The 22,318-nt window shown below is 70.3% G+C and carries 1 protein-coding gene; it reads left to right on the top strand.

Annotated elements, in window-relative coordinates:
- A partial coding sequence (locus ACFSJG_RS21605) for a non-ribosomal peptide synthase/polyketide synthase (protein WP_378487291.1) occupies positions 1-22,318 on the top strand: 22,318 nt, incomplete at both ends.

The raw sequence follows: 22,318 nt of genomic DNA, 5'->3' as shown, positions 1-22,318 counted from the left end.
TCGGTGTGGGAGTTGTTCTGGCCGTTGCAGGTCGGTGCGCGTCTGGTGATCGCGGTGCCGGACGGGCATCGGGATCCGGCCTACCTGGCTCGGGTGATGGCCGAGCAGTCGGTGACGACTGCGCATTTCGTGCCGTCGATGCTCGCGGTCTTCGCTGCGTACCTGGGTTCGGCAGAGCAGTTGCCGGCGTCGTTGCGTCAGGTGTTCGCCTCGGGTGAGGCGCTCACGCCGCAGACTGCGACGGACCTGCGTGCCGCACTTCCGGCGACCGGCCTGCACAACCTGTACGGTCCGACGGAGGCCGCGGTCGACGTCACGTTCCACGAGGTGACCGTGGCGGACGCCGTCACGGTGCCGATCGGTGCGCCGGTGTGGAACACGCAGGTGTTCGTGTTGGATGCGCGGTTGCGTCCGGTGCCGGTGGGCGTTGCGGGTGAGCTCTACCTGGCGGGTGTGCAGCTGGCGACGGCGTATGTGGGTCGTAGCGACCTGACGTCGGATCGGTTCGTGGCCAACCCGTTCGCGGGGACGGGCGGAGCGACCGGGGGTGTTCCCGTCGGTGCGCGGATGTACCGCACGGGTGACCTCGTGTCGTGGAACGGTGCCGGTGAGCTGGAGTACATCGGGCGTACCGACTTCCAGGTGAAGCTGCGTGGTCTGCGGATCGAGCTCGGCGAGATCGAGTCGGCCCTGCTGGCGGATGCGTCGGTCGCACAGGCGGTGGTCGTGGTCCGCGCCGACGACAACGGTCTCGAACAGCTCGTCGCCTACCTCGTCCCCGCAACGGGAACCGCACCGCAGCCGACCGCTCTCCGCTCGTCGCTCCAGCGCGCCCTCCCGGCATACATGGTGCCGTCGGCAATCGTCGTCCTCGACGCCTTCCCGCTCAACGCCTCCGGCAAGCTGGACCGCAAGGCGCTGCCCGCGCCGGTGTTCGAGGCCCGCGAGTTCCGTGCACCTCGCACCGCATCCGAGGAGATCGTGGCCGGCATCTTCGCCGACGTCCTCGGTGTCGAGCGCGCCGGTCTCGACGACAACTTCTTCGAACTCGGCGGCAACTCGCTGATCGCCAACCAGGTGGTGGCGCGGATCGGTGCGGCGTTCGGGATCCGACTCGGCGTCCGCGCCCTGTTCGAGGCGCCCACGGTCGGTGGCATCACCGCCCGCGCGGAGGCCGCCGCGCAGAGCGGTGACGAGCGGCTCCCGCTGGTGGCCGGGCCCCGTCCGGCCGTCGTTCCGCTGTCGCTCGCACAGCAACGGATGTGGTTCCTCAACCAGTTCGACACCACTGCGGCGACGTACAACCTGCCGCTCGTCGTCCGACTCACCGGACGGACGGACACCGCGGCCCTGCGGGCAGCGCTGCTCGACGTACTCGCCCGGCACGAGTCGCTGCGGACCGTCTTCCCCGACTCGGAGGACGGCGCGCATCAGGTGGTGCTTCCCGTCGGAGACATCGATCTCGACGTGGTCGCGGAACGCATCCCCGAGAGCGAACTTCCTTTGCGCCTCGCCGATTTCGCGGCGATCGGCTTCGACGTCAGCAACGAGATCCCGCTGCGCGTCGGGTTGTTCCAGGTCGCCGCCGACGAGCTGGCGGTGGCCTTGGTCGTGCACCACATCGCCGCCGACGGGCTCTCGTGGGCGGTCCTCGCCCGCGACGTGATGACCGCGTACACGGCGCGGCTCGCCGGAACCGAACCCGGCTGGTCCCCGCTGGCCGTGCAGTACGCCGACTTCACCCTCTGGCAGCATCGGATCCTCGGCTCCGAGGACGATCCGAACTCCTTGGCGTCCGGGCAGATCGAGTTCTGGAAGCGTGAGCTCACCGGACTTCCCGACCAGTTGGACCTGCCCTCGGACCGGCCTCGTCCGGTCGTGCAGTCGTTCGCCGGAGGCCGGTTCGCCTTCGACATCCCGGCCGAGGTCCGTGCCGGGGTGGCGGCCCTGGCGCGCGAACAGGGCGTCACGACGTTCATGGTGGTGCACACGGCGCTGGCCGTCCTGCTGGCCCGCCTGTCCGGGACCTCCGACATCGCGATCGGCACCCCGGTCGCCGGACGTGGCGAGCAGGCCCTCGACGACGTGATCGGCATGTTCGTCAACACACTCGTCCTGCGGACGGAGGTGGACCCGGGTGCGCTGTTCGTCGACCTGCTGGGGCAGGTCCGCGACCGTGACCTCGCGGCATTCGCCACCGCCGACGTGCCCTTCGAGCGGCTGGTGCAGGTGCTCAACCCGCAGCGGTCGACGGCGCGCCACCCGCTGTTCCAGGTGGGTCTGTCCTTCGAGAACATGGGCGCTGCCGAGCTCCGACTGCCCGATCTGACCGTCTCCGCCGCCGAGGTTCAGGTCGACGTCGCGAAGTTCGACCTGCAGTTGACCGTGCGGGACGAGCCGGGCGCCGCGGATGCGATGCCCGCCGAATTCATCTACGCCACAGATCTGTTCGACGAGACCACCGTCGCCGGCTTCGCAGACCGGTTCCTGCGGATCCTCACCGCTGTCACGACGTCTCCGGTCGTCCCGGTGGGCGACCTGGAGATCCTCGGCGCCGACGAGCGCGCCGACCTCCTGACCCGGTCCGGTGACACCGACATCGTGGGACGGTTCCTGCCGGAGATCCTCACGGCCGCGGCGACTGCGAACCCCACCGGCATCGCGGTGTCGGACCAGGGCCGGGAAGTCACCTACCGGGAGCTCGACGAGCGCTCCTCGCGGCTCGCCCGGTTGCTGATCGCCCGCGGCGCGGGCCCCGAGGCCACCATCGCCGTCGCGCTGACCCGGTCGCTCGAATCCGTCCTGGCCGTGTGGGCCGCGGCGAAGACCGGGGCCGCGTTCGTGCCGGTCGACCCGAACTACCCGATCGACCGCATCGCCTACATGGTCGAGGATTCCGGCGCGGTCGTCGGCGTCACCCGCGACGCCTTCCTCGGCCACCTGCCCTCCGGCATCGAGTGGTTGCCGCTCGACGGCGACTCGGTTCGTGCGGACCTCGCGGCCACGCCCGCGGCGCCGCTGGACGATCGGGACCGGGCGCGCCCGCTGCACCTCGCGAACGTCGCCTATGTGATTTACACGTCGGGGTCGACCGGCAGGCCCAAGGGCGTCGCGGTGAGCCACGCCGGACTCGCGGCGGTGGTCGACGACCAGCGCGCGGCATTCGGGGCGACCCAGGATTCGCGTGTCCTGCACTTCGTCTCGCCGAGCTTCGACGTCTCCGTCTACGAGTTGCTGCTCGCGCACGGATCCGCGGGAACACTCGTCATCGCCCCGCCGACGCTCTACGGCGGACCCGAACTCGCCGAGCTCATGCGGCGCGAGCGGGTGACCCACGCCTCGGTCACCCCGGCCGCTCTCGCGGCCGTGGATCCGTCCGATCTCACCGACCTGTCGATGGTGATGGTCGCCGGAGAGGCGTGCCCGCCGGAGCTGGTCGCGAGGTGGAGTGCCGTCTGCGACTTCGTGAACGGCTACGGCCCCACCGAGGCCACCATCATCGCCACCGCGACCCGTCCTCTGGACGCCGACCGGGCCATCACGATCGGTAGCCCGGTGAGGGGTATCCGAACTCTCGTTCTGGACGGGCGGCTGCGGCCCGTTCCGGTGGGAACCGTGGGCGAGCTGTACCTGGTGGGCGCGGGGCTGGCCCGCGGCTACCGGGGGCGGCCGGGCCTCACCTCCGACCGCTTCGTCGCCGACCCCACGGGACCGGTCGGCGGCCGCATGTACCGGACCGGCGACCTGGTGCGCTGGACCGCGGACGGCGAGCTGGATTACCTGGGCCGCAGTGACTTCCAGGTGAAGGTCCGCGGTTTCCGCATCGAGCTCGGCGAGATCGACTCGGCGCTGTCGGCGCAGCCCGGTGTCGAGTTCGCGGTGACGGTCGGGCACGCGGGTGCGGCTGGGATCACCTCGCTCGTGTCCTACGTCCTCGGGTCGGACGGCGTGGCGCTCGACCCCGCCGTCCTGAAGGCGGCCCTCGGCGAATCGCTGCCCGGGCACATGGTGCCCGCGGTGATCATGGTGCTCGACCGGATCCCGTTGACGCCGGTGGGCAAGCTCGACCGGAAGGCGTTGCCGGAACCGGTCTTCGAGTCCCGACCGTTCCGTGCACCCCAGACGGCGACCGAGTCGACCGTCGCGGGTGTGTTCGCGGACGTCCTGGGTGCCGAGTTGGTGGGCCTGGACGACGACTTCTTCGAACTCGGTGGCAACTCGCTGATCGCCACACAGGTGACCGCCCGCCTGGGTGCGGCCGTGGATGCTCTCGTCCCCGTCCGGCTCCTGTTCGAGGCCTCGACCGTCGAGGCGCTCGCTGCTCGGATCGCATCGCTCACCGGTGGCGGGCGGACTGCGCTCGTCGCCGGCCCGCGCCCGGACCTCGTCCCGCTGTCCACCGCACAGCAGCGGATGTGGTTCCTCAACCGATTCGATCCGGAATCCACCGCCTACAACCTGCCGTTGGCGCTGTCGCTGTCGGGTGACCTGGACGTCGCGGCGCTCGAGGCGGCCGTCGCGGACGTCGTCGGCAGGCACGAATCGCTGCGGACCGTGTTCCCCGAGACCGATTCGGTCCCGCACCAGGTGATCCTCGACGCGGCCGATGCTGCCCCCGCGCTGACACCCGTCCCGATGTCCGAGGCCGAGGTGTATCCGCATCTCGCCGCGTTCTTCTCCCGGGGCTTCGACGTGACCGCCGAGGTCCCGCTTCGGGTGAGCCTCGTCCGGATCGAGGGAACCGATACCGGCACAGTCGAATTCGTGCTCGCGATGGTGGTGCACCACATCAGCGGTGACGGCTGGTCGATGGCACCACTGGCCCGCGACGTGATGGTCGCGTACGCGGCACGGACCCAGGGCGAGGTGCCTGCGTGGTCGCCCCTCGCCGTCCAGTACGCGGACTTCGCGCTGTGGCAGCGGGACCTGCTCGGATCCGAGGACGATGCGGAGTCCCTGTCGGCGAAGCAGATCGAGCACTGGACGTCGGCACTGTCGGGACTGCCGGACCAGCTGGACCTGCCCAGCGATCGGCCGCGCCCCGCGACCGCGTCCTACCGCGGCGCCACCCATCGCTTCACGCTCGACGCGGCCCTGCAGCGTGAGCTCCACCGCGTTGCCCGTGAGCAGGGCGTGACGCTGTTCATGGTCGTCCACGCCGCCCTGTCGGTGTTGCTCGCCCGGCTGTCGGGCACCACCGACATCGCGGTCGGCACGCCGGTGGCGGGCCGCGGCGAGGCCGCTCTCGACGACCTCGTCGGCATGTTCGTCAACACCCTGGTGCTGCGCACGGAGATCGAGCCGGGCGCGAGCTTCGCCGAGGTCCTGGCACATGCCAAGGAGGTCGACGTCGCGGCCCTCGGCAACGCCGACGTTCCGTTCGAGCGGCTGGTCGAGGTGCTGTCCCCGGCCCGGTCGCAGGCCCGGCACCCGCTCTTCCAGGTGTCCCTGGCCCTGCAGAACCAGCGCCCGGCGGAGCTCGAGCTGCCCGGCCTCGCGATCCGCGCGCTCGAGTACGACGAGCACGTCGCCAAGTTCGACATCCAGGTCGACCTGACCGAGGCGTCGGCGGCTGCCGGCGAGTTCGGCGGAATCGACGCCGTGCTGACGTACGCCACCGATCTCTTCGACGAGGCGACGATGCATGCGTTCGAGCGTCGCTGGGTTCGCGTCCTCGATGCGGTCGCGGCGGACACGTCCGTCGTCATCGGCGACATCGATCTGCTGGTGCCCGCCGAGCGGGACAGCGTTCTGTCGGAGTGGAATTCGTCCGGCGTCGACATGGGCGTCGACTGCACCCTCGTCGAGGTGTTCGAGGCTGCTGCCGCGGCGCGGACCGATGCCGTGGCCGTCCGCTTCGACGGTGACTCCCTGACGTACGGCGAGCTCGACATGCGCGCGAACCGGCTCGCCCGCGCCCTCGTGGCGGCGGGGGTCGGCCCCGAGTCGCTCGCGGCGGTCGCGCTGCCCAGGTCGGCCGATCTGGTCGTCGCGCTGCTCGCCGTGCTCAAGGCAGGCGGTGCATACCTGCCCGTCGACCCCTCGTACCCGGCGGACCGAATCGCGTACATGCTCTCCGACGCGGGACCGGTGTGCGTGGTGGCGGACTCGAACCTCCAGGTCGATCTGCCCGCGAACCTCCCCGTGATCGAGATCGACTCGGACCTGGACGCGTACTCGACTGCGGCGGTGACCGATTCGGACCGGATCGCGCCGCTGCACCCGGACAACGTCGCCTACGTCATCTACACCTCGGGATCGACCGGCCGCCCGAAGGGCGTCCAGGTCCCGCACCGCACGGTGACGCGACTGATGCGCAACACCGAGCCCCTGTACGGGTTCGACTCCTCGGACGTGTGGACGATGTTCCACAGCTACGCGTTCGACTTCTCGGTGTGGGAGCTGTGGGGTCCGCTGCTGTACGGCGGCACCCTCGTCGTCGTCGACCACTTCACGTCACGGTCACCCGAGCAGTTCCTCGACCTCCTCGCCCGCGAGCGGGTGACGGTGCTGAACCAGACGCCGTCTGCGTTCCACCAGCTGGCCGAAGCGGACCGGCAGAACCCCGCCGACCTGGCGCTGCGGTACGTGATCTTCGGTGGCGAGGCGCTCGAGCTCTCGCGGCTGACCGACTGGTACCGGCGCCGCGGCGAGACCCCGACGCTGGTCAACATGTACGGCATCACCGAGACGACCGTGCACGTGTCGTTCCGTGCCCTGGACGCACACACCGTCGAACATGCGGCGGGCAGCGTGGTCGGCCAGGCCATCGCCGGACTCCAGGTGTTCGTGCTCGACAACCGGCTGCAGCCGGTTCCCGTCGGTGTTCCCGGCGAGATGTACGTCGCCGGTGTGCAGTTGGCGCGTGGGTACCTCGGACGTCCCGACCTCTCGGCCGGCCGGTTCGTCGCGAACCCGTACGGTGCCGGACGGCTCTACCGGTCGGGTGACCTCGCACGGTGGAACCGCGATGGTGAGCTCGAGTACCTCGGGCGGGCCGACGACCAGGTGAAGGTGCGTGGCTTCCGGATCGAGCTCGGCGAGATCGAGGCCGCCGTACTCGCGCAGCCGGGTGTCGCGCAGGTCGCCGTGATCGTCCGCGAGGACGTGCCAGGATCGGCGCGGATCGTGGCATACGTGGTGCCGGACGCTGCCGCCGTCGTGGACGTGCGCGCGGTGCGGGACGGCGCCGCGACGATGCTTCCCGAGTACATGGTTCCGTCGAACCTCGTCGTCCTCGACGCGATCCCGCTGACGGTGAACGGCAAGCTCGACCGCCGGGCGCTGCCGGTGCCCAGCATCGAGAGCCGGGAGTACCGTGCCCCGGAGTCCGCCGCCGAGGTGATCGTCGCCGAGGTGTTCGCGGACCTGCTCGGTGTGGACCGGGCGGGCCGGGACGACGACTTCTTCGAGCTCGGCGGCAACTCGCTGATCGCCGTGCAGGCCGTCGCGCGGATCGGCGCTGCGCTGGACGGGAAGGTCCCCGTCCGCGCCCTGTTCGAGGCGCCGACGGTCGCGGGACTCGCCGCGGTCGCGGCGGCATCGGCCGGTGTGGGTGCAGCGCCAGCGCTGGTCGCCGGTCCCCGGCCCGACGTGCTACCGCTGTCGTTGGCTCAGCAGCGGATGTGGGTGCTCAACCGGATCGCGCCGGACCTCGCCACCTACAACATCCCCGCGGCCGTGCGGCTGACCGGGCCCCTGGACGTCGAGGCGTTGCAGGCGGCGGTCGAGGATCTGCTCGGTCGGCACGAGATCCTGCGCACCTACTACCCCGAGACCGCGGACGGCCCGATCCAGGTGATCCTGCCCGCGGGTGAGTTCGTCCCGGATCTGACGCCGGTGGCCGCGCCGCAGGCCTCCGAGGTCGATGCCGACGCCGCGGTGTCCGCCGCGATGCTCGCCGACGCCACAGGCGCCTTCGACCTGACCGCCGCTGTGCCCCTGCGTGTGCGGCTGTACGAGACCGGTCCCGGCTCCGAGTACATCCTGATGCTGGTCGTGCATCACATCGCTGCCGACGGCTTCTCGATGCGTCCGCTGTTGCGTGACGTGATGACCGCCTACGCGGCCCGCACCGCCGGCCGCCTGCCCGAGTGGGCGCCGCTCGAGGTCCAGTACGCCGACTACGCACAGTGGCAGCGCACGGTTCTCGGTGACGAAACCGATCCGGAGTCGTTGTCGGCGAAGCAGATCGAGCACTGGAAGGGTGCGCTCGCCGGACTCGCGGACGAGCTCGACCTGCCCAGCGACCGGCCGCGCCCCGCAGTCCCGTCCCACCGCGGGGCCATGCACGGACTCACCGTGGACGCCGAACTTCACGCCGCACTGTCCGATTTCGCGCGCGAGCGTGGCGTGACCATGTTCATGGTCGTGCACACGGCGCTCGCGGTGCTGCTGGCCCGCCTGTCCGGAACCGACGACGTCGCGGTCGGCGCCCCGATCGCCGGACGCGGCGACGCTGCGCTCGACGATCTGGTCGGGATGTTCGTCAACACGCTGGTCCTGCGGACCACGGTCGATCACAGCGCTCCGTTCAGCGAGGTGCTGGACCGGACTCGGTCCGCGGACCTTGCTGCGTTCGGCAACTCGGACATCCCGTTCGAACGACTCGTCGACGTGCTGTCCCCGGCGCGATCCCAGGCGCGGCACCCTCTGTTCCAGGTCGCGTTGTCCTTCCAGAACCTGGGTCTGCCCACGCTGGAGCTGGCCGGCCTGCAGGTGTCTCCGGTCGAGCTGGACGTGCACCTTGCGAAGACCGATCTGCAGGTGACGGTGTCGGAATCGGTCGACACCGCAGGCGTTCCCGCCGGAATGGTCTTCGACCTCCTCTACGCCACCGACATGTTCGACGAGGCCGGTGTTGCGGCACTCGGCCGTCGCCTGGTGCGTGTGCTCGCGGCAGCGGTTTCCGATCCGGAGATCGTCGTGGGCGACATCGACATCCTGGGTGACGAGGAGCGCGCCACGCTGGCGAGTTTCGCCGGTGCCCCGGCTCTCGAGCGGCAGACGCTGCCACAGGTGCTGGCGGCAGCTGTCGATGCGCGGCCCGACGCCGTCGCGGTGACCGCGTCCGGTGTCTCCCTCACCTACCGGGAGCTCGACGAGCGGTCGTCGCGCCTGGCACGTCTTCTCGTCGACGCGGGTGCCGGTCCGGAGAACGCGGTAGCGATCGCCATCCCCCGATCCCTCGAGTCGGTACTGGCCGTGTGGGCCGTCGCCAAGACGGGTGCCGCGTTCGTACCCGTTGACCCGAACTACCCGGCCGATCGTGTCGCGCACATGGTGTCCGACTGCGGTGCGGTGCTCGGCATCACCGTCGACGCCTGTGCGGAGCGGCTACCCGACGTCGCCCCGTGGCTCGTCCTCGATTCGGAGGACATCGAGAACCGCTGCGCTGCACTGGCGTCCGCGCCGCTCACCGACGCCGACCGCGTCGGCCCGGTGCGGGTCGGCAACCCGGCCTACGTCATCTACACGTCCGGTTCCACCGGTCTGCCCAAGGGCGTCGTCGTCACGCACACCGGCCTGGCGAACTTCCTCGAGTACCAGCGCAGCGACTTCGCGATCACGCCGGACTCGCGGACTCTGCACATCGCGTCGCCGAGCTTCGACATTTCCGTCAACGAGATGCTGCTGGCCGCAGGATCCGGCGCGACCCTGGTCGTCGCGCCGACCACGGTCTTCGGCGGAGACGACCTCGCCGATCTGCTCCGCCGCGAGCAGGTCACGCACGTGATGATGACTCCTGCCGCGCTGGCGTCCGTCGACCCCGAGGGCCTCGACCACGTGCGTTTCGTGGGCGTCGGCGGTGAGGCGTGCCCGCCGGAACTGGTGGTGCGGTGGGGCGTCGGCCGCTCCTTCCGCAACGGGTACGGACCGACCGAGACCACGATCATCGTCACCTGCACCGACCCGCTCCGGCCCGGGCAACCGATCACCATCGGCCGACCCATGCGCGGTGTGCGGGCGGCAGTGCTCGACAACCGGCTCGTGCCGGTCCCCGTGGGAGTCGTCGGCGAGCTGTATCTCGCGGGTGATGCGCTGGCACGCGGGTACCGCGGCCGGCCGGACCTGACCGCGGACCGCTTCGTCGCCGATCCGACAGGGGTTGCGGGAGAGCGGATGTACCGCACCGGTGACCTCGTGCGGTGGACCCCGGGTGGGGAGTTGGAGTACCTGGGCCGCAGCGACTCGCAGGTCAAGGTGCGTGGATTCCGCATCGAGCTCGGGGAGATCGATGCGGCGCTCGCGGCGCAGCCGGGCATCGAGTACGCGGTGACCGTCGGCCACCGCGGAACCGGAGGCACCACGTCGCTGGTCTCGTACGTGATCGCGGCGGACGGTGTCGTCACCGAGACCGCCGCGCTCAAGGCGGCCCTGGCGGAATCGTTGCCGGCACACATGGTGCCCGCGTCGATCATGACGCTCGACCGTATCCCGCTGACTCCGGTCGGCAAGCTCGACCAGAAGGCGCTGCCGGAACCGGTGTTCGAGTCCGTCGCCTACCGCGAACCGGCCACCGACACGGAACGCCTCGTCGCCGCCACGTTCGCCGAGGTCCTCGGTGCCGAGCGCGTCGGCGCCGACGACGACTTCTTCGACCTCGGCGGCAACTCGCTGATCGCCACGCAGGTGACCGCCCGGCTCGGCGCCGCGGTCGGCGCCCGCATCCCGGTGGCCGCGCTGTTCGAGTCGCCGACCGTCGCCGCACTCGCGGCCGCCCTGGACGGCTACGCCGGTGGCGACGGCCGTCCGCCGCTGGTTCCCCAGGATCGGTCCGACCGCGTCCCGCTGTCGCTCGCGCAGCAGCGGATGTGGTTCCTCAACAGGTTCGACCCGGACTCGGTTGCCTACAACATTCCGATGGCCATCCGGCTGACCGGTGCACTCGACACGGCAGCGCTCGAAGCGGCGCTCGCGGACGTCGTCGCCCGGCACGAATCGCTGCGCACCAGCTACCCCGAGACCGACGACGGCCCGAGCCAGGTCGTCGCCGCACCCGCCGATGCCGTGCCCGACCTGGTCCGGACAGACGTGGACGCCGAGGAACTGCCACGACTGCTGTTCGAACTGGCGACCACCAGGTTCGACGTCACCTCCGAGATCCCGATGCGCGTCGCGCTGTTCCGGTTGGCCGAGGACGAGTTCGTCCTGGCCGCAGTGATCCACCATGTCTCCGCCGACGGTTCGTCGATCGCGCCGTTCGTCGGTGACGTGATGATCGCGTACGGCGCCCGGGTCGCAGGCGCGGCACCGGAGTGGGCGCCGCTGCCCGTGCAGTACGCCGACTACGCCATCTGGCAGCGCGAGGTCCTCGGTGACGAGACCGACCCGGAGTCGGTGGCCGGCAGGCAGCTCGACTTCTGGCGGCGGGCGCTCGACGGCATCCCCGATCAGCTGGACCTGCCGAGCGACCGCCCCCGCCCCGCCGTGCGGTCGAACCGTGGCGGCCGGGTGCCCTTCGAACTCGACGGTCGGCTGCACCGTGCCCTGGTGGACTACGCCAGGGGTGCCGGTGCGACGGTCTTCATGGCCACCCACACTGCCCTCGCGGTGCTGCTCGCCAGGTTGTCGGGGACCGAGGACATCGCTGTCGGCACCCCCATCGCAGGCCGCGGCGACGCCGCCATGGACGGCCTGATCGGCATGTTCGTCAACACCCTCGTGCTGCGCACGGCGGTGGACGGGTCCAGGTCGTTCGCCGACCTGCTCGCCGACGTGAAGGACGTGGATCTCGCGGCCTTCGGCAACGCGGACGTGCCGTTCGAGCGCCTCGTCGAGGTCCTCAACCCCACCCGGTCGACCGCCCGGCACCCGCTGTTCCAGGTCGGTTTCTCGTTCCAGAACCTCGCGCAGACGAGCCTCGAACTGCCCGGGCTGACCGTGTCGGCACTCGAGGTCGACAACGGCATCACCCAGTTCGACCTGCAGCTGTTCCTGATCGAGCAGTTCGACGACAACGGTGCTCCCGCCGGAGTCGAGGCGATGTTCCACTTCGCCACCGACCTCTTCGACCAGCGGACCGTCGAGGGCTTCGCGCAGCGCTTCGTCCGGATTCTCGAAGCCGCAGTGGCGCATCCGAGCCTCGCGGTCGGCGACATCGACGTCCTCGGCTACGACGAGCGTGCCCAGTTGCTGACCGGCTGGAACGACACGGCTGCCCACGTGTCCGTCGGGACGCTGGCGGAGCTCTACCGTGCGCAGGCGTCGGCGACGCCGGACGCGCCCGCGCTGTGGTTCGAGGGCACCGAGCTGACCTACGGGGAGTTCGACGCCCGCGTCAACCGCGTTGCCCGCGCGCTCGTCGACCGCGGCGTCGGACCGGAGTCCCTGGTCGCGCTCGCCATGCGGCGGTCGATCGACCTCGTGGTCGGCATGTACGCCGTCGTGCAGGCGGGCGGCGCCTACGTGCCGCTCGATCCCGACCAGCCGGCCGAGCGGACCGGGTACATCCTTGAGTCCGCCGCCCCGACCTGCGTGTTGTCCACGACGCGAGACGATTTCCAGGCCGCAGGGGACAGGTCTGTCCTCCTCCTGGACACCGACGACCTCAGCGGGTACTCGGCAGATCCGATGCACCCGTCGGAGCTGATCCGCCCGCTGCGTCCGCAGCACCCGGCGTACGTCATCTTCACGTCCGGATCGACGGGCAAGCCGAAGGGCGTGACCGTCAGCCACGCGGCGATCGTCAACCAGCTGGTGTGGAAGACCGCCGCGTGCGGGCTCGACGCCTCGGATGCGGTGCTGCTCAAGACCGCCGCGACGTTCGACCTCTCGGTGTGGGAGTTCTGGTCTCCGCTGGTGTCCGGCGGCCGGATGGTCATCGCCCGGCCGCGCGGCCAGCAGGACCCCGAGTACCTGCTCGACCTGATGCGCTCGCAGCATGTGACCACCCTGCACGCGGTGCCGTCCACCGTGGCGATGCTCTCCGCAACCGCTTCCGGTGTGGCGCTGTCCGATTCGCTGCGCCGCGTGCTGGCGATCGGTGAGGCGCTGCCGGTGTCCGTGGCGCAGGCGTTCCGCGCGGCGAACGGCGCCACACTGGTCAACCTGTACGGCCCGACCGAGGCCGCGGTCTCGGTGACGGCGCACGAGGTCACGGATACCGACGTCACCTCCGTACCGATCGGCATCCCCGAGTGGAACACGCAGGTGTACGTCCTCGACCGTCGCCTGCACCCCGTCCCGGTCGGGGTCTCGGGGGAGCTGTACCTCGCGGGCAACCAGCTCGCCCGTGGATACCACGGCAGGGCCGACCTGACCTCGGATCGTTTCGTGGCCAACCCCTTCGGCGTCGCCGGCTCACGGATGTACCGCACCGGCGACCTCGTCAGCGTCCGTCCGGACGGCGAGCTCGACTACCTCGAGCGCAGCGACTTCCAGGTGAAGGTGCGCGGTTTCCGGATCGAGCTCGGTGAGATCGAGACGGCACTCGCCCAGCAGTCGGACGTCGCGGCCGCCGTGGTCACGGCACACACCGACGAGCGGGTCGGTGACCGCCTCGTCGCGTACGTGGTGCCCACGACCGGATCGACCGTCGACACGGGTGAGTTGAAGGACGCGCTGTCTCGCGCCCTGCCCAGCTACATGGTCCCGGCGGCCTTCGTGGTCCTCGACGCGCTGCCGCTGAACATCAACGGGAAGATCGACCGGAAGGCGCTGCCCGCACCGGAGTTCGAGGCGACGGAGTTCCGCGCCCCGACCACCGAAGCGGAGATCCTCGTCGCCGGCGTCTTCGGCGACGTGCTCGGAGTCGACACGGTCGGCCTCGACGACGACTTCTTCGCGCTCGGCGGCAACTCCCTGATCGCCACGCAGGTCACGGCCCGACTCGGCGCGGCATTCGACACCCAGGTGCCCGTGCTGTGGCTGTTCGAGGCGCCGACCGTCGTCGAACTGGCGGCGAAGGTGAGTGAGAGCGCCGGCAGCGGGGCGCGGGCCGCGCTGGTCGCGGGCGAGCGTCCCGACGAGTTGCCGCTGTCGCTGGCGCAGCAGCGGATGTGGGTGCTCAACCGCATCGCGCCGGACTCGGCCGCCTACAACATTCCCGGCGGCATCAGGCTCTCCGGCCACCTCGACGTCGCAGCCCTCGACGCTGCGGTGCGGGACGTGCTCGATCGGCACGAGGTGCTGCGGACCGTCTACCCGTCCGGCAGTGACGGCCCGGTCCAGGTGATCGTGCCGTCGTCGGACGTGCCCGTCGACCTGACGCCGATCCCGGTCGACGAGCAGTCGCTCGCCGACCACGTCGTCGCGACGGTGGGTGTCGGATTCGACGTGACCGACGCCGTTCCGGTTCGCATCCGGCTCTACGCGCTGACGGACACCGCGGACTCCTCCGCCGACGTCGTGCCCGAGTCCACGGAGCACGTGCTGGTCGTGGTCGTGCATCACATCAGTGCCGACGGCTACTCGATGGGGCCGCTCGCTCGGGACATCGTTCTCGCCTACACGGCGCGGGTCGCGGGCGCGGCACCCACCTGGGCGCCGCTGCCGGTGCAGTACGCCGACTTCAGCCTCTGGCAGCGTGAGGCTCTCGGGTCGGAGGACGACCCGGAGAGTGTGATCTCCCGACAGATCGCACACTGGTCCGACGAACTCGCGGGCCTCCCGGACCAGCTGGACCTGCCCGCGGACCGTTCCCGTCCCGCGGTACAGACCTTCGGCGGTGGACGATTCGCCTTCGAGATCGGTTCCGGGACGGCAGCGGCACTGACCGCGTTCGCGCAGGATCGGGGTGTCACCCCGTTCATGGTCGTGCACGCAGCGCTGTCCCTGCTGCTCGCGCGGCTCAGCGGAACGACGGACATCGCCGTCGGTACCCCCGTCGCCGGTCGCGGTGAACAGGCGCTCGACGACCTGATCGGCATGTTCGTCAACACGATGGTCCTCCGGACCGACGTGGTCGGCTCCGCCTCGTTCGACGAGTTGGTGGCGCAGGTCCGCGAGCGCGACCTGCGTGCCTTCGGCCAGGCGGACGTGCCGTTCGAGCGGCTGGTCCAGGTCCTCAACCCGGCACGGTCCACCGCCCGGCATCCGCTGTTCCAGGTTGCGTTGTCGTTCGCGAACACGCCACCCGCGGCCGTGGAACTGCCCGGGCTGACGGTCTCTCCGCTCGACGCCACCCTCGCCAGCGCCAAGTTCGATCTGCAGCTGACGGTCGAGCCGGGTGCCGCAGGCGCCGCCATGACGGCCGAATTCGGTTACGCCACAGATCTGTTCGACGAAGCGACGATCGCGGGATTCGCGCAGCGGTTCCAGCGGATCCTCGAAGCCGCGCTCGCCGACCCGACCCGGCCGGTCGGCGACGTGGAGATCCTCACCGACGCCGAGCGGGCCGAGGCGCTCTCGCACTACGACCTGCAGGCCACCCACCCGGCGCTGATCACCCTCGAGGGCATCCTGCGCGACGGCGCCGCCGCGGTTCCCGACGCGATCGCGCTGTCGGGAATCGACGGTGAACTGAGCTACCGCGAACTCGACGAGCGCTCGTCCCGGCTCGCCCGGTTCCTCGTCGCACGCGGTGCGGGCCCCGAAACCACGGTCGCCGTGGCGATCCGGCGGTCAGTGCACTCGGTGCTCGCGGTGTGGGCGGTCGCCAAGACCGGTGCCGCTTTCGTCCCGGTCGACCCGACCTATCCACAGGACCGCATCACCTACATGGCGATCGACTCGGGTGCGGTCCTCGGACTCACCACGGCCGACCACCTGGATGCGATGCCCGGCACGATCGCCTGGCACGAGCTCGGCGAATCGGAGGCAGCCGCCGCGGCACTGTCGGCCGCCCCCGTCACCGACGCCGACCGGATCCGTCCCCTGCTCCACGCGAACCTGGCCTACGTCATCTACACCTCGGGTTCCACGGGACGACCGAAGGGCGTCGCGGTCACCCACGTCGGCATGGCGAACCTGCGCGAGCAGATCCTCACCTCGTACCCGACGGTCGAGGAGCCCCGCCCGCTGCACATCGCCTCGCCGAGCTTCGACGTCTCCGTGTACGAGATGCTCTTCGCGCCGGTCCTGGGCGGCACGCTCGTGATCACGCCGCCCGACGTGTGGGGTGGCAGCGAGCTGACCGAACTGCTGCGCGCGCAGCGGGTGACGCACGCCGTCATCACCCCGGCTGCACTGTCCACGATCGACCCCGAGGGCCTCGACCACCTGCGACTGGTCATCACCGCAGGAGAGGCGTGCCCGCCGGAGCTCGTCGGACGCTGGGCCACCGGAGACCGGTGGTTCGTCAACGGCTACGGACCCACCGAGACGACGATCATCTCCACTCGCACCGACGCGATGGTGCCAGGCGAACCGATCACCATCGGTCACCCGACGGCGGGGCTGCGCAACCTCGTTCTCGATGCCCGCCTCAACCCCGTGCCCGTCGGCGTCGTCGGCGAGCTGTATCTCTCCGGTCGCGGCATGGCCCGCGGCTACCGGGCGCGCCCGGGCCTGACGGCGGAACGCTTCGTCGCGCACCCGCACGGAGAACCGGGCGAGCGTCTGTACCGCACCGGCGACCTCGCCCGGTGGACCGCCGACGGCCAGGTGGACTACCTGGGCCGCACCGACTTCCAGGTCAAGGTTCGGGGATTCCGCATCGAGCTCGGTGAGATCGACGCCGCGCTCGGAGCCCAGGCCGGCGTCGAGTTCGCCGTGACCCTGGGACACACGACGGCGGGAGTCGACGCGCTCGTCTCCTACGTGTTGCCGACGGCCGGGGCGACCGTCGACGTGAACGAGCTGAAGTCCGCGCTGCGCGACCGGCTTCCGGCGCACATGGTGCCCGCGTCGATCATGGTCATCGACGAGATCCCGCGGACACCGGTCGGCAAGCTCGACCGGAAGGCACTGCCGGAGCCCGTTTTCGAGTCCCGGCCGTTCCGTGAGCCGACCACCGCAACCGAGGAAACCGTCGCGAACGTGTTCGCGGACGTCCTCGGAGCGGAGCGGGTCGGCCGCGACGACGACTTCTTCGAGCTGGGTGGCAACTCCCTGATCGCCACGCAGGTGGCTGCCCGGCTGGGGGCGGCACTCGCGACGCAGGTTCCGGTGGTGACCTTGTTCGAGGCATCCACCGTCGCCGCTCTCGCCGCAGCACTCGACGCGGGAGCCGGCCGCGGGACCCGCGCGCCGCTCGTGCCGCAGGACCGCCCCGACCACATTCCCCTGTCACTGGCGCAGCAGCGGATGTGGTTCCTCAACCGCCTCGATCCCGATTCCGCCGCCTACAACATCCCGGCAGCGATCCGGCTGACCGGTGACCTCGACACCGCCGCACTACAACAGGCGGTCGCGGACGTGATCGTTCGCCACGAGTCTCTGCGAACGCTGTTTCCCGAGACCGACGACGGTGCCTTCCAGCAGATTCTGGTCGCGGAGGTGGCGGTTCCCGACCTGACCCCGGTGGAAGTGCCGGAGTCCGAGGTGTTCGGTCGCGTGCTCGAGCTGATGGCGGCCCCGTTCGACGTCACCTCACAGGTTCCACTGCGCGTGGCACTGTTCCGGATCGCCGACGGGGCGACCGTCGAGCACGTACTGGTGCTGGTCGTGCACCACATCAGTGCGGACGGCTGGTCGATCGCACCGCTCACCCGTGACGTGATGGTCGCGTACGCGGCTCGCACGGCCGGGATCACACCGAACTGGGCGCCGTTGCCGGTGCAGTACGCGGACTACGCGATCTGGCAGCGGGCGACGCTCGGCTCCGAGGACGACGCCGACTCGCTCGTGTCCCGGCAGATCGAGCACTGGCGTGATCGGTTGGCGGGGCTGCCCGACCTGCTCGAGCTGCCGACGGACCGGCCGCGACCGGCCGTTGCGTCGACGGTCGGTGCACGGCACCGCTTCCATGTCGATTCGGCCATCCATGCGGCGGTGGACAAGATCGCCCGCGAGCACCGGGCGACGCCGTTCATGGTGATCCACACGGCCCTCGCCGTCCTGCTCGGGCGACTGAGCGGGACAACGGACATCGCGATCGGTGCGCCGGTGGCGGGTCGCGGCGACGAGAGCCTCGACGGGCTCGTCGGCATGTTCGTGAACAACCTCGTCCTGAGGACCCCGATCGAACCCGGGGAGTCGTTCGTCGCGCACCTCGAGCGGGCGCGCGAGATCGACCTCGCCGCCTTCTCGCACGCGGACATCCCGTTCGAGCGGCTGGTGGAGGTTCTGAACCCGACCCGGTCACGCGCCTACTCGCCGCTCTTCCAGGTCTCGCTGGCTTTCCAGAACCTGGCCGGCGCCGAGTTGGAACTCGACGGTCTGCGCGTGGCCCCCCTCGACGCCGACGCCGCCGTCGCAAAGTTCGACATCGAGGTCACGTTCGCGGATCGGATCGACGCGGACGGCAGGGTGGACGGGTACGACGCGCACCTCACCTACGCCGCCGAGCTGTTCGATCAGTCCACGATGTCGGCGTTCGCGGAGCGTTTCGTCCGGGTACTCGACGCGATGGTCTCCGATCCCGAGGGCGTCGTCGGTGACGTGGACATCCTCTCCGACAACGAGCGGCACCGGGTGCTCGACGTGTGGCCGACGGCTGGTGCCGACGCGGGCACGGACAGCACGCTCGTCGAGCTGTTCACCGCGACCGCAGCCAGGTTCGCGGACCGGCCGGCGGTGCGGTTCGGTGACGAGCAGCTGACCTATCGCGAGCTGGACGCGCGCACGGACAGCCTCGCGCTCAGGTTGGTGTCGGCGGGTGTCGGTCCGGAATCGCTGGTGGCAGTGGCCCTACCGCGGTCGGCGGACCTCGTGGTGGCCTTGCTGGCCGTTCTGAAGGCCGGTGGCGGCTACCTTCCGGTGGACCCGAGTTACCCGGCCGAGCGGATCGAGTACATGCTCGGCGACGCCGCTCCGGTGTGCGTGTTGACCACCGCGGATCACGAGTTGCTTCTGCCCGAAGGGCTTCCGGTCGTCGACATCGCCGCCGCCGCCGCCGACGGCCCGGCCGAGGCCGGCGGCCTCGGCGTGGTCGGACTGCGGCCGGAGAACATCGCCTATGTCATCTACACGTCCGGGTCGACGGGCCGTCCGAAGGGTGTCCAGGTCCCGCACCGCACGGTGACGCGCCTGATGCGGAACACCGAGCGCCGCTTCGGATTCGACGAATCCGACGTGTGGACGATGTTCCACAGCTACGCGTTCGACTTCTCGGTGTGGGAGCTGTGGGGTCCGCTGCTGTACGGCGGCACCCTGGTGGTCGTCGACTACTACACCTCGCGGTCCCCGGAGCAGTTCCTCGACCTTCTCGGCCGCGAGCGGGTGACGGTGCTGAACCAGACGCCGTCGGCGTTCTACCAGCTGGTCGAGGCGGACCGGCAGGCCGATGTAGACCTCGCCCTGCGTTACGTGATCTTCGGTGGTGAGGCCCTGGAGCTGTCGCGCCTGGCGCAGTGGTACGAGCGGCATGCCGACACCCGGCCCGTGCTGGTGAACATGTACGGCATCACCGAGACGACGGTGCACGTGTCGTTCCGCGCACTCGACGCGGTCACCGCCGCCCAGGCGGCCGGCTCGATCGTCGGGCAGGCGATCGACGGGCTGTCCGTGTACGTCCTCGACGGCCGGCTGCGCCCCGTACCGGTCGGCGTCCCCGGCGAGATGTACGTCGCGGGAGTGCAATTGGCGCGGGGGTACCTCGGGCAGCCGGCGTTGTCCGCATCACGCTTCGTGGCGAGCCCGTTCGGGCACGGCCGCCTGTACCGGTCCGGTGACCTGGCGCGGTGGAACGCGGCGGGTGAGCTGGAGTACCTGGGTCGTGCCGACGACCAGGTCAAGGTCCGTGGTTTCCGCATCGAGCTCGGTGAGATCGAGGCGGCGGTACTGGCTCAGGACGGGGTTGCGCAGGTTGCCGTCATCGTGCGCGAGGACGCCCCGGGCTCGGCCCGGATCGTGGCCTACGTCGTGCCGGACACGGAGCCGACGGAGCGCGGCGGAACGCTCGACACGGGCGTTCTTCGTGACGGGGTTGCCGCGCGGTTGACGGAGTACATGGTTCCGTCCCATTTCGTCGTACTCGACGAGATTCCGCTGACGGTCAACGGCAAGCTCGATCGGCGGGCGCTGCCCGTTCCCGCTGCGGACGTGCGCGAGTTCCGGGCGCCCGTGACCGAGAGCGAGACGGCTGTCGCAGAGGTGTACGCGGAGCTGATCGGGCTCGACCGGGTTGGTCTCGACGACGACTTCTTCGAACTGGGCGGAAACTCGTTGATCGCGGCTCGGGTCGCGGCGCGAATCGGTGCCCGGCTGCACAAGAAGGTCCCGGTGCGAGTGCTGTTCGACGCATCCACGGTCGCTGCGCTGGCAGAGGCCGTCGACCTGCTCGGCGACACCGGTCCTGGCGTACCCCTCGTACCGCAGCCACGGCCGGAACGGATTCCGCTCTCCCCGGCGCAGTCCCGGCTGTGGTTCCTCAACCGGTTCGACCGGTCGTCGGCCGCGTACAACATCCCGTTCGCGCTGCGGCTCACCGGCGACCTCGACGTCGACGCGCTGCAGGCAGCCGTGTGGGACGTGCTGGAACGGCACGAATCGCTGCGCACGGTGTTCCCCGAGGTCGACGGCACCGCCGTGCAGGTGATCCTGCCCGCTCCGTCTGTCGAGCTCGACCTCTCTCCTGTCGACGTCGCGCCCGAGGACGTCGTCGCGACCGTCGGCGAGATCCTCGGCGCCGGATTCGACGTCACCGCGTCCGCACCGATCCGGGGTCGCCTGCTGCGGCTGTCGTCCACCGAGACGGGCACCGCATCCGAGTACGCCCTCGTTCTCGTGGTGCACCACATCGTGTCGGACGGCGTGTCCACCGGACCGCTCGCCCGCGACGTCATGGTCGCGTACACGGCGCGGGCCACCGGCAACGCCCCGGCGTGGGCGCCGTTGCCCGTGCAGTACGCCGACTACACGCTGTGGCAGGTTGCCCGACTCGGGTCGGAGAACGACCCGGAAACGTTGGCCGCACAGCAGCTCGCGTACTGGAAGCAGGCGCTCGCCGGGATTCCCGATCTGATCGAGCTGCCGACCGACCGGCCACGTCCGGCGGTCGCGTCCAACCGCGGCTCACTGGTCACGTTCGACCTCGACGCCGACCTCGTCGCCGGTCTCGACCGGATCGCCAAGGGAGCAGCCGGAACCCGCTTCATGGCGGTGCACACCGTGCTCGCGGTGCTGCTGTCGCGGTTGTCGGGCACCACCGACATCGCGATCGGTACTCCGGTCGCCGGCCGCGGCGCCGCCGAACTCGACGACCTCGTCGGCATGTTCGTCAACACACTGGTGCTGCGGACCGAGATCGACGGCGGCGCGTCCTTCGCCGACCTCGTCGCCGCGACCCGCGCGGTCGACCTGGCGGCGTTCGCGAACGCCGACGTGCCGTTCGAGCGTCTCGTCGAGGTGGTCAACCCCACTCGGTCCCAGTCGCATTCGCCTCTGTTCCAGGTCTCGCTCACGTTCGAGGACGGGCACGGCACGACCCTCGAGCTGCCCGGGCTCACCGTCTCGGGCTTCGACCACACCGCCGAGGTCACCCAGTTCGATCTGACGCTCGTGCTGACCGAGTCCGCGGACGGCGTCGGCGCCGGTTTCCGGTACTCGACCGACCTCTTCGACCGCGCCACGGTGGAGGGCTTCGCCAGCCGGTTCCTGTCCCTCGTCTCGGCCGTGGTCGCAGATCCGGACCTGCCGGTCGGCGACATCGACCTGCTCACCTCCGACGAGCGGGAGCAGGTCCTGTTCGACTGGAACGCGACCGACGAGCGGGTGGACGCGGCGACCCTCGTCGAGCTGCTCGACGCGCAGGTAGCGCGCACCCCGGAAGCGGTGGCACTCACCTTCGAGGGCGAGTCGCTGACGTATGCGCAGTTCGACGCCCGGGTCAACCGTCTCGCCCGGTACCTGATCTCGCTGGGAACGGGTCCGGAATCGCACGTCGCGATCGCCATCCGGCGGTCGCTGGACCTGCTGGTCGCCATCCACGCCGTCGTCAAGGCGGGCGGCGCGTACGTACCGGTCGACCCCGATCAGCCGGCGGACCGGATCGGGCACATCCTCGACACCGCAGGGCCGGTGGTCGTGTTGTCCACGTCGCGAGACGAATTCGCGGGACCGGGGGAGAGGTCTGTCCTCTGCATCGACACCGTCGACCTGTCCACCGTCGACGCCGCGCCGCTGACGAACGCCGACCGGATCGGTGCCCTGTCCACGGACCACCCGGCCTACGTGATCTTCACGTCGGGTTCGACGGGTCGTCCGAAGGGTGTGGCGGTGTCGCACGGGGCGATCGTGAATCGTCTGGTGTGGATGCAGGCGGAGTACGGGCTGA

The sequence above is a fragment of the Rhodococcus gannanensis genome, from assembly GCF_042681175.1.
Lineage (GTDB): Bacteria > Actinomycetota > Actinomycetes > Mycobacteriales > Mycobacteriaceae > Rhodococcus_G > Rhodococcus_G gannanensis.
Note: the sequence above shows the minus strand (reverse complement) of the source record. Positions and strands in the feature narration are given on the sequence as shown.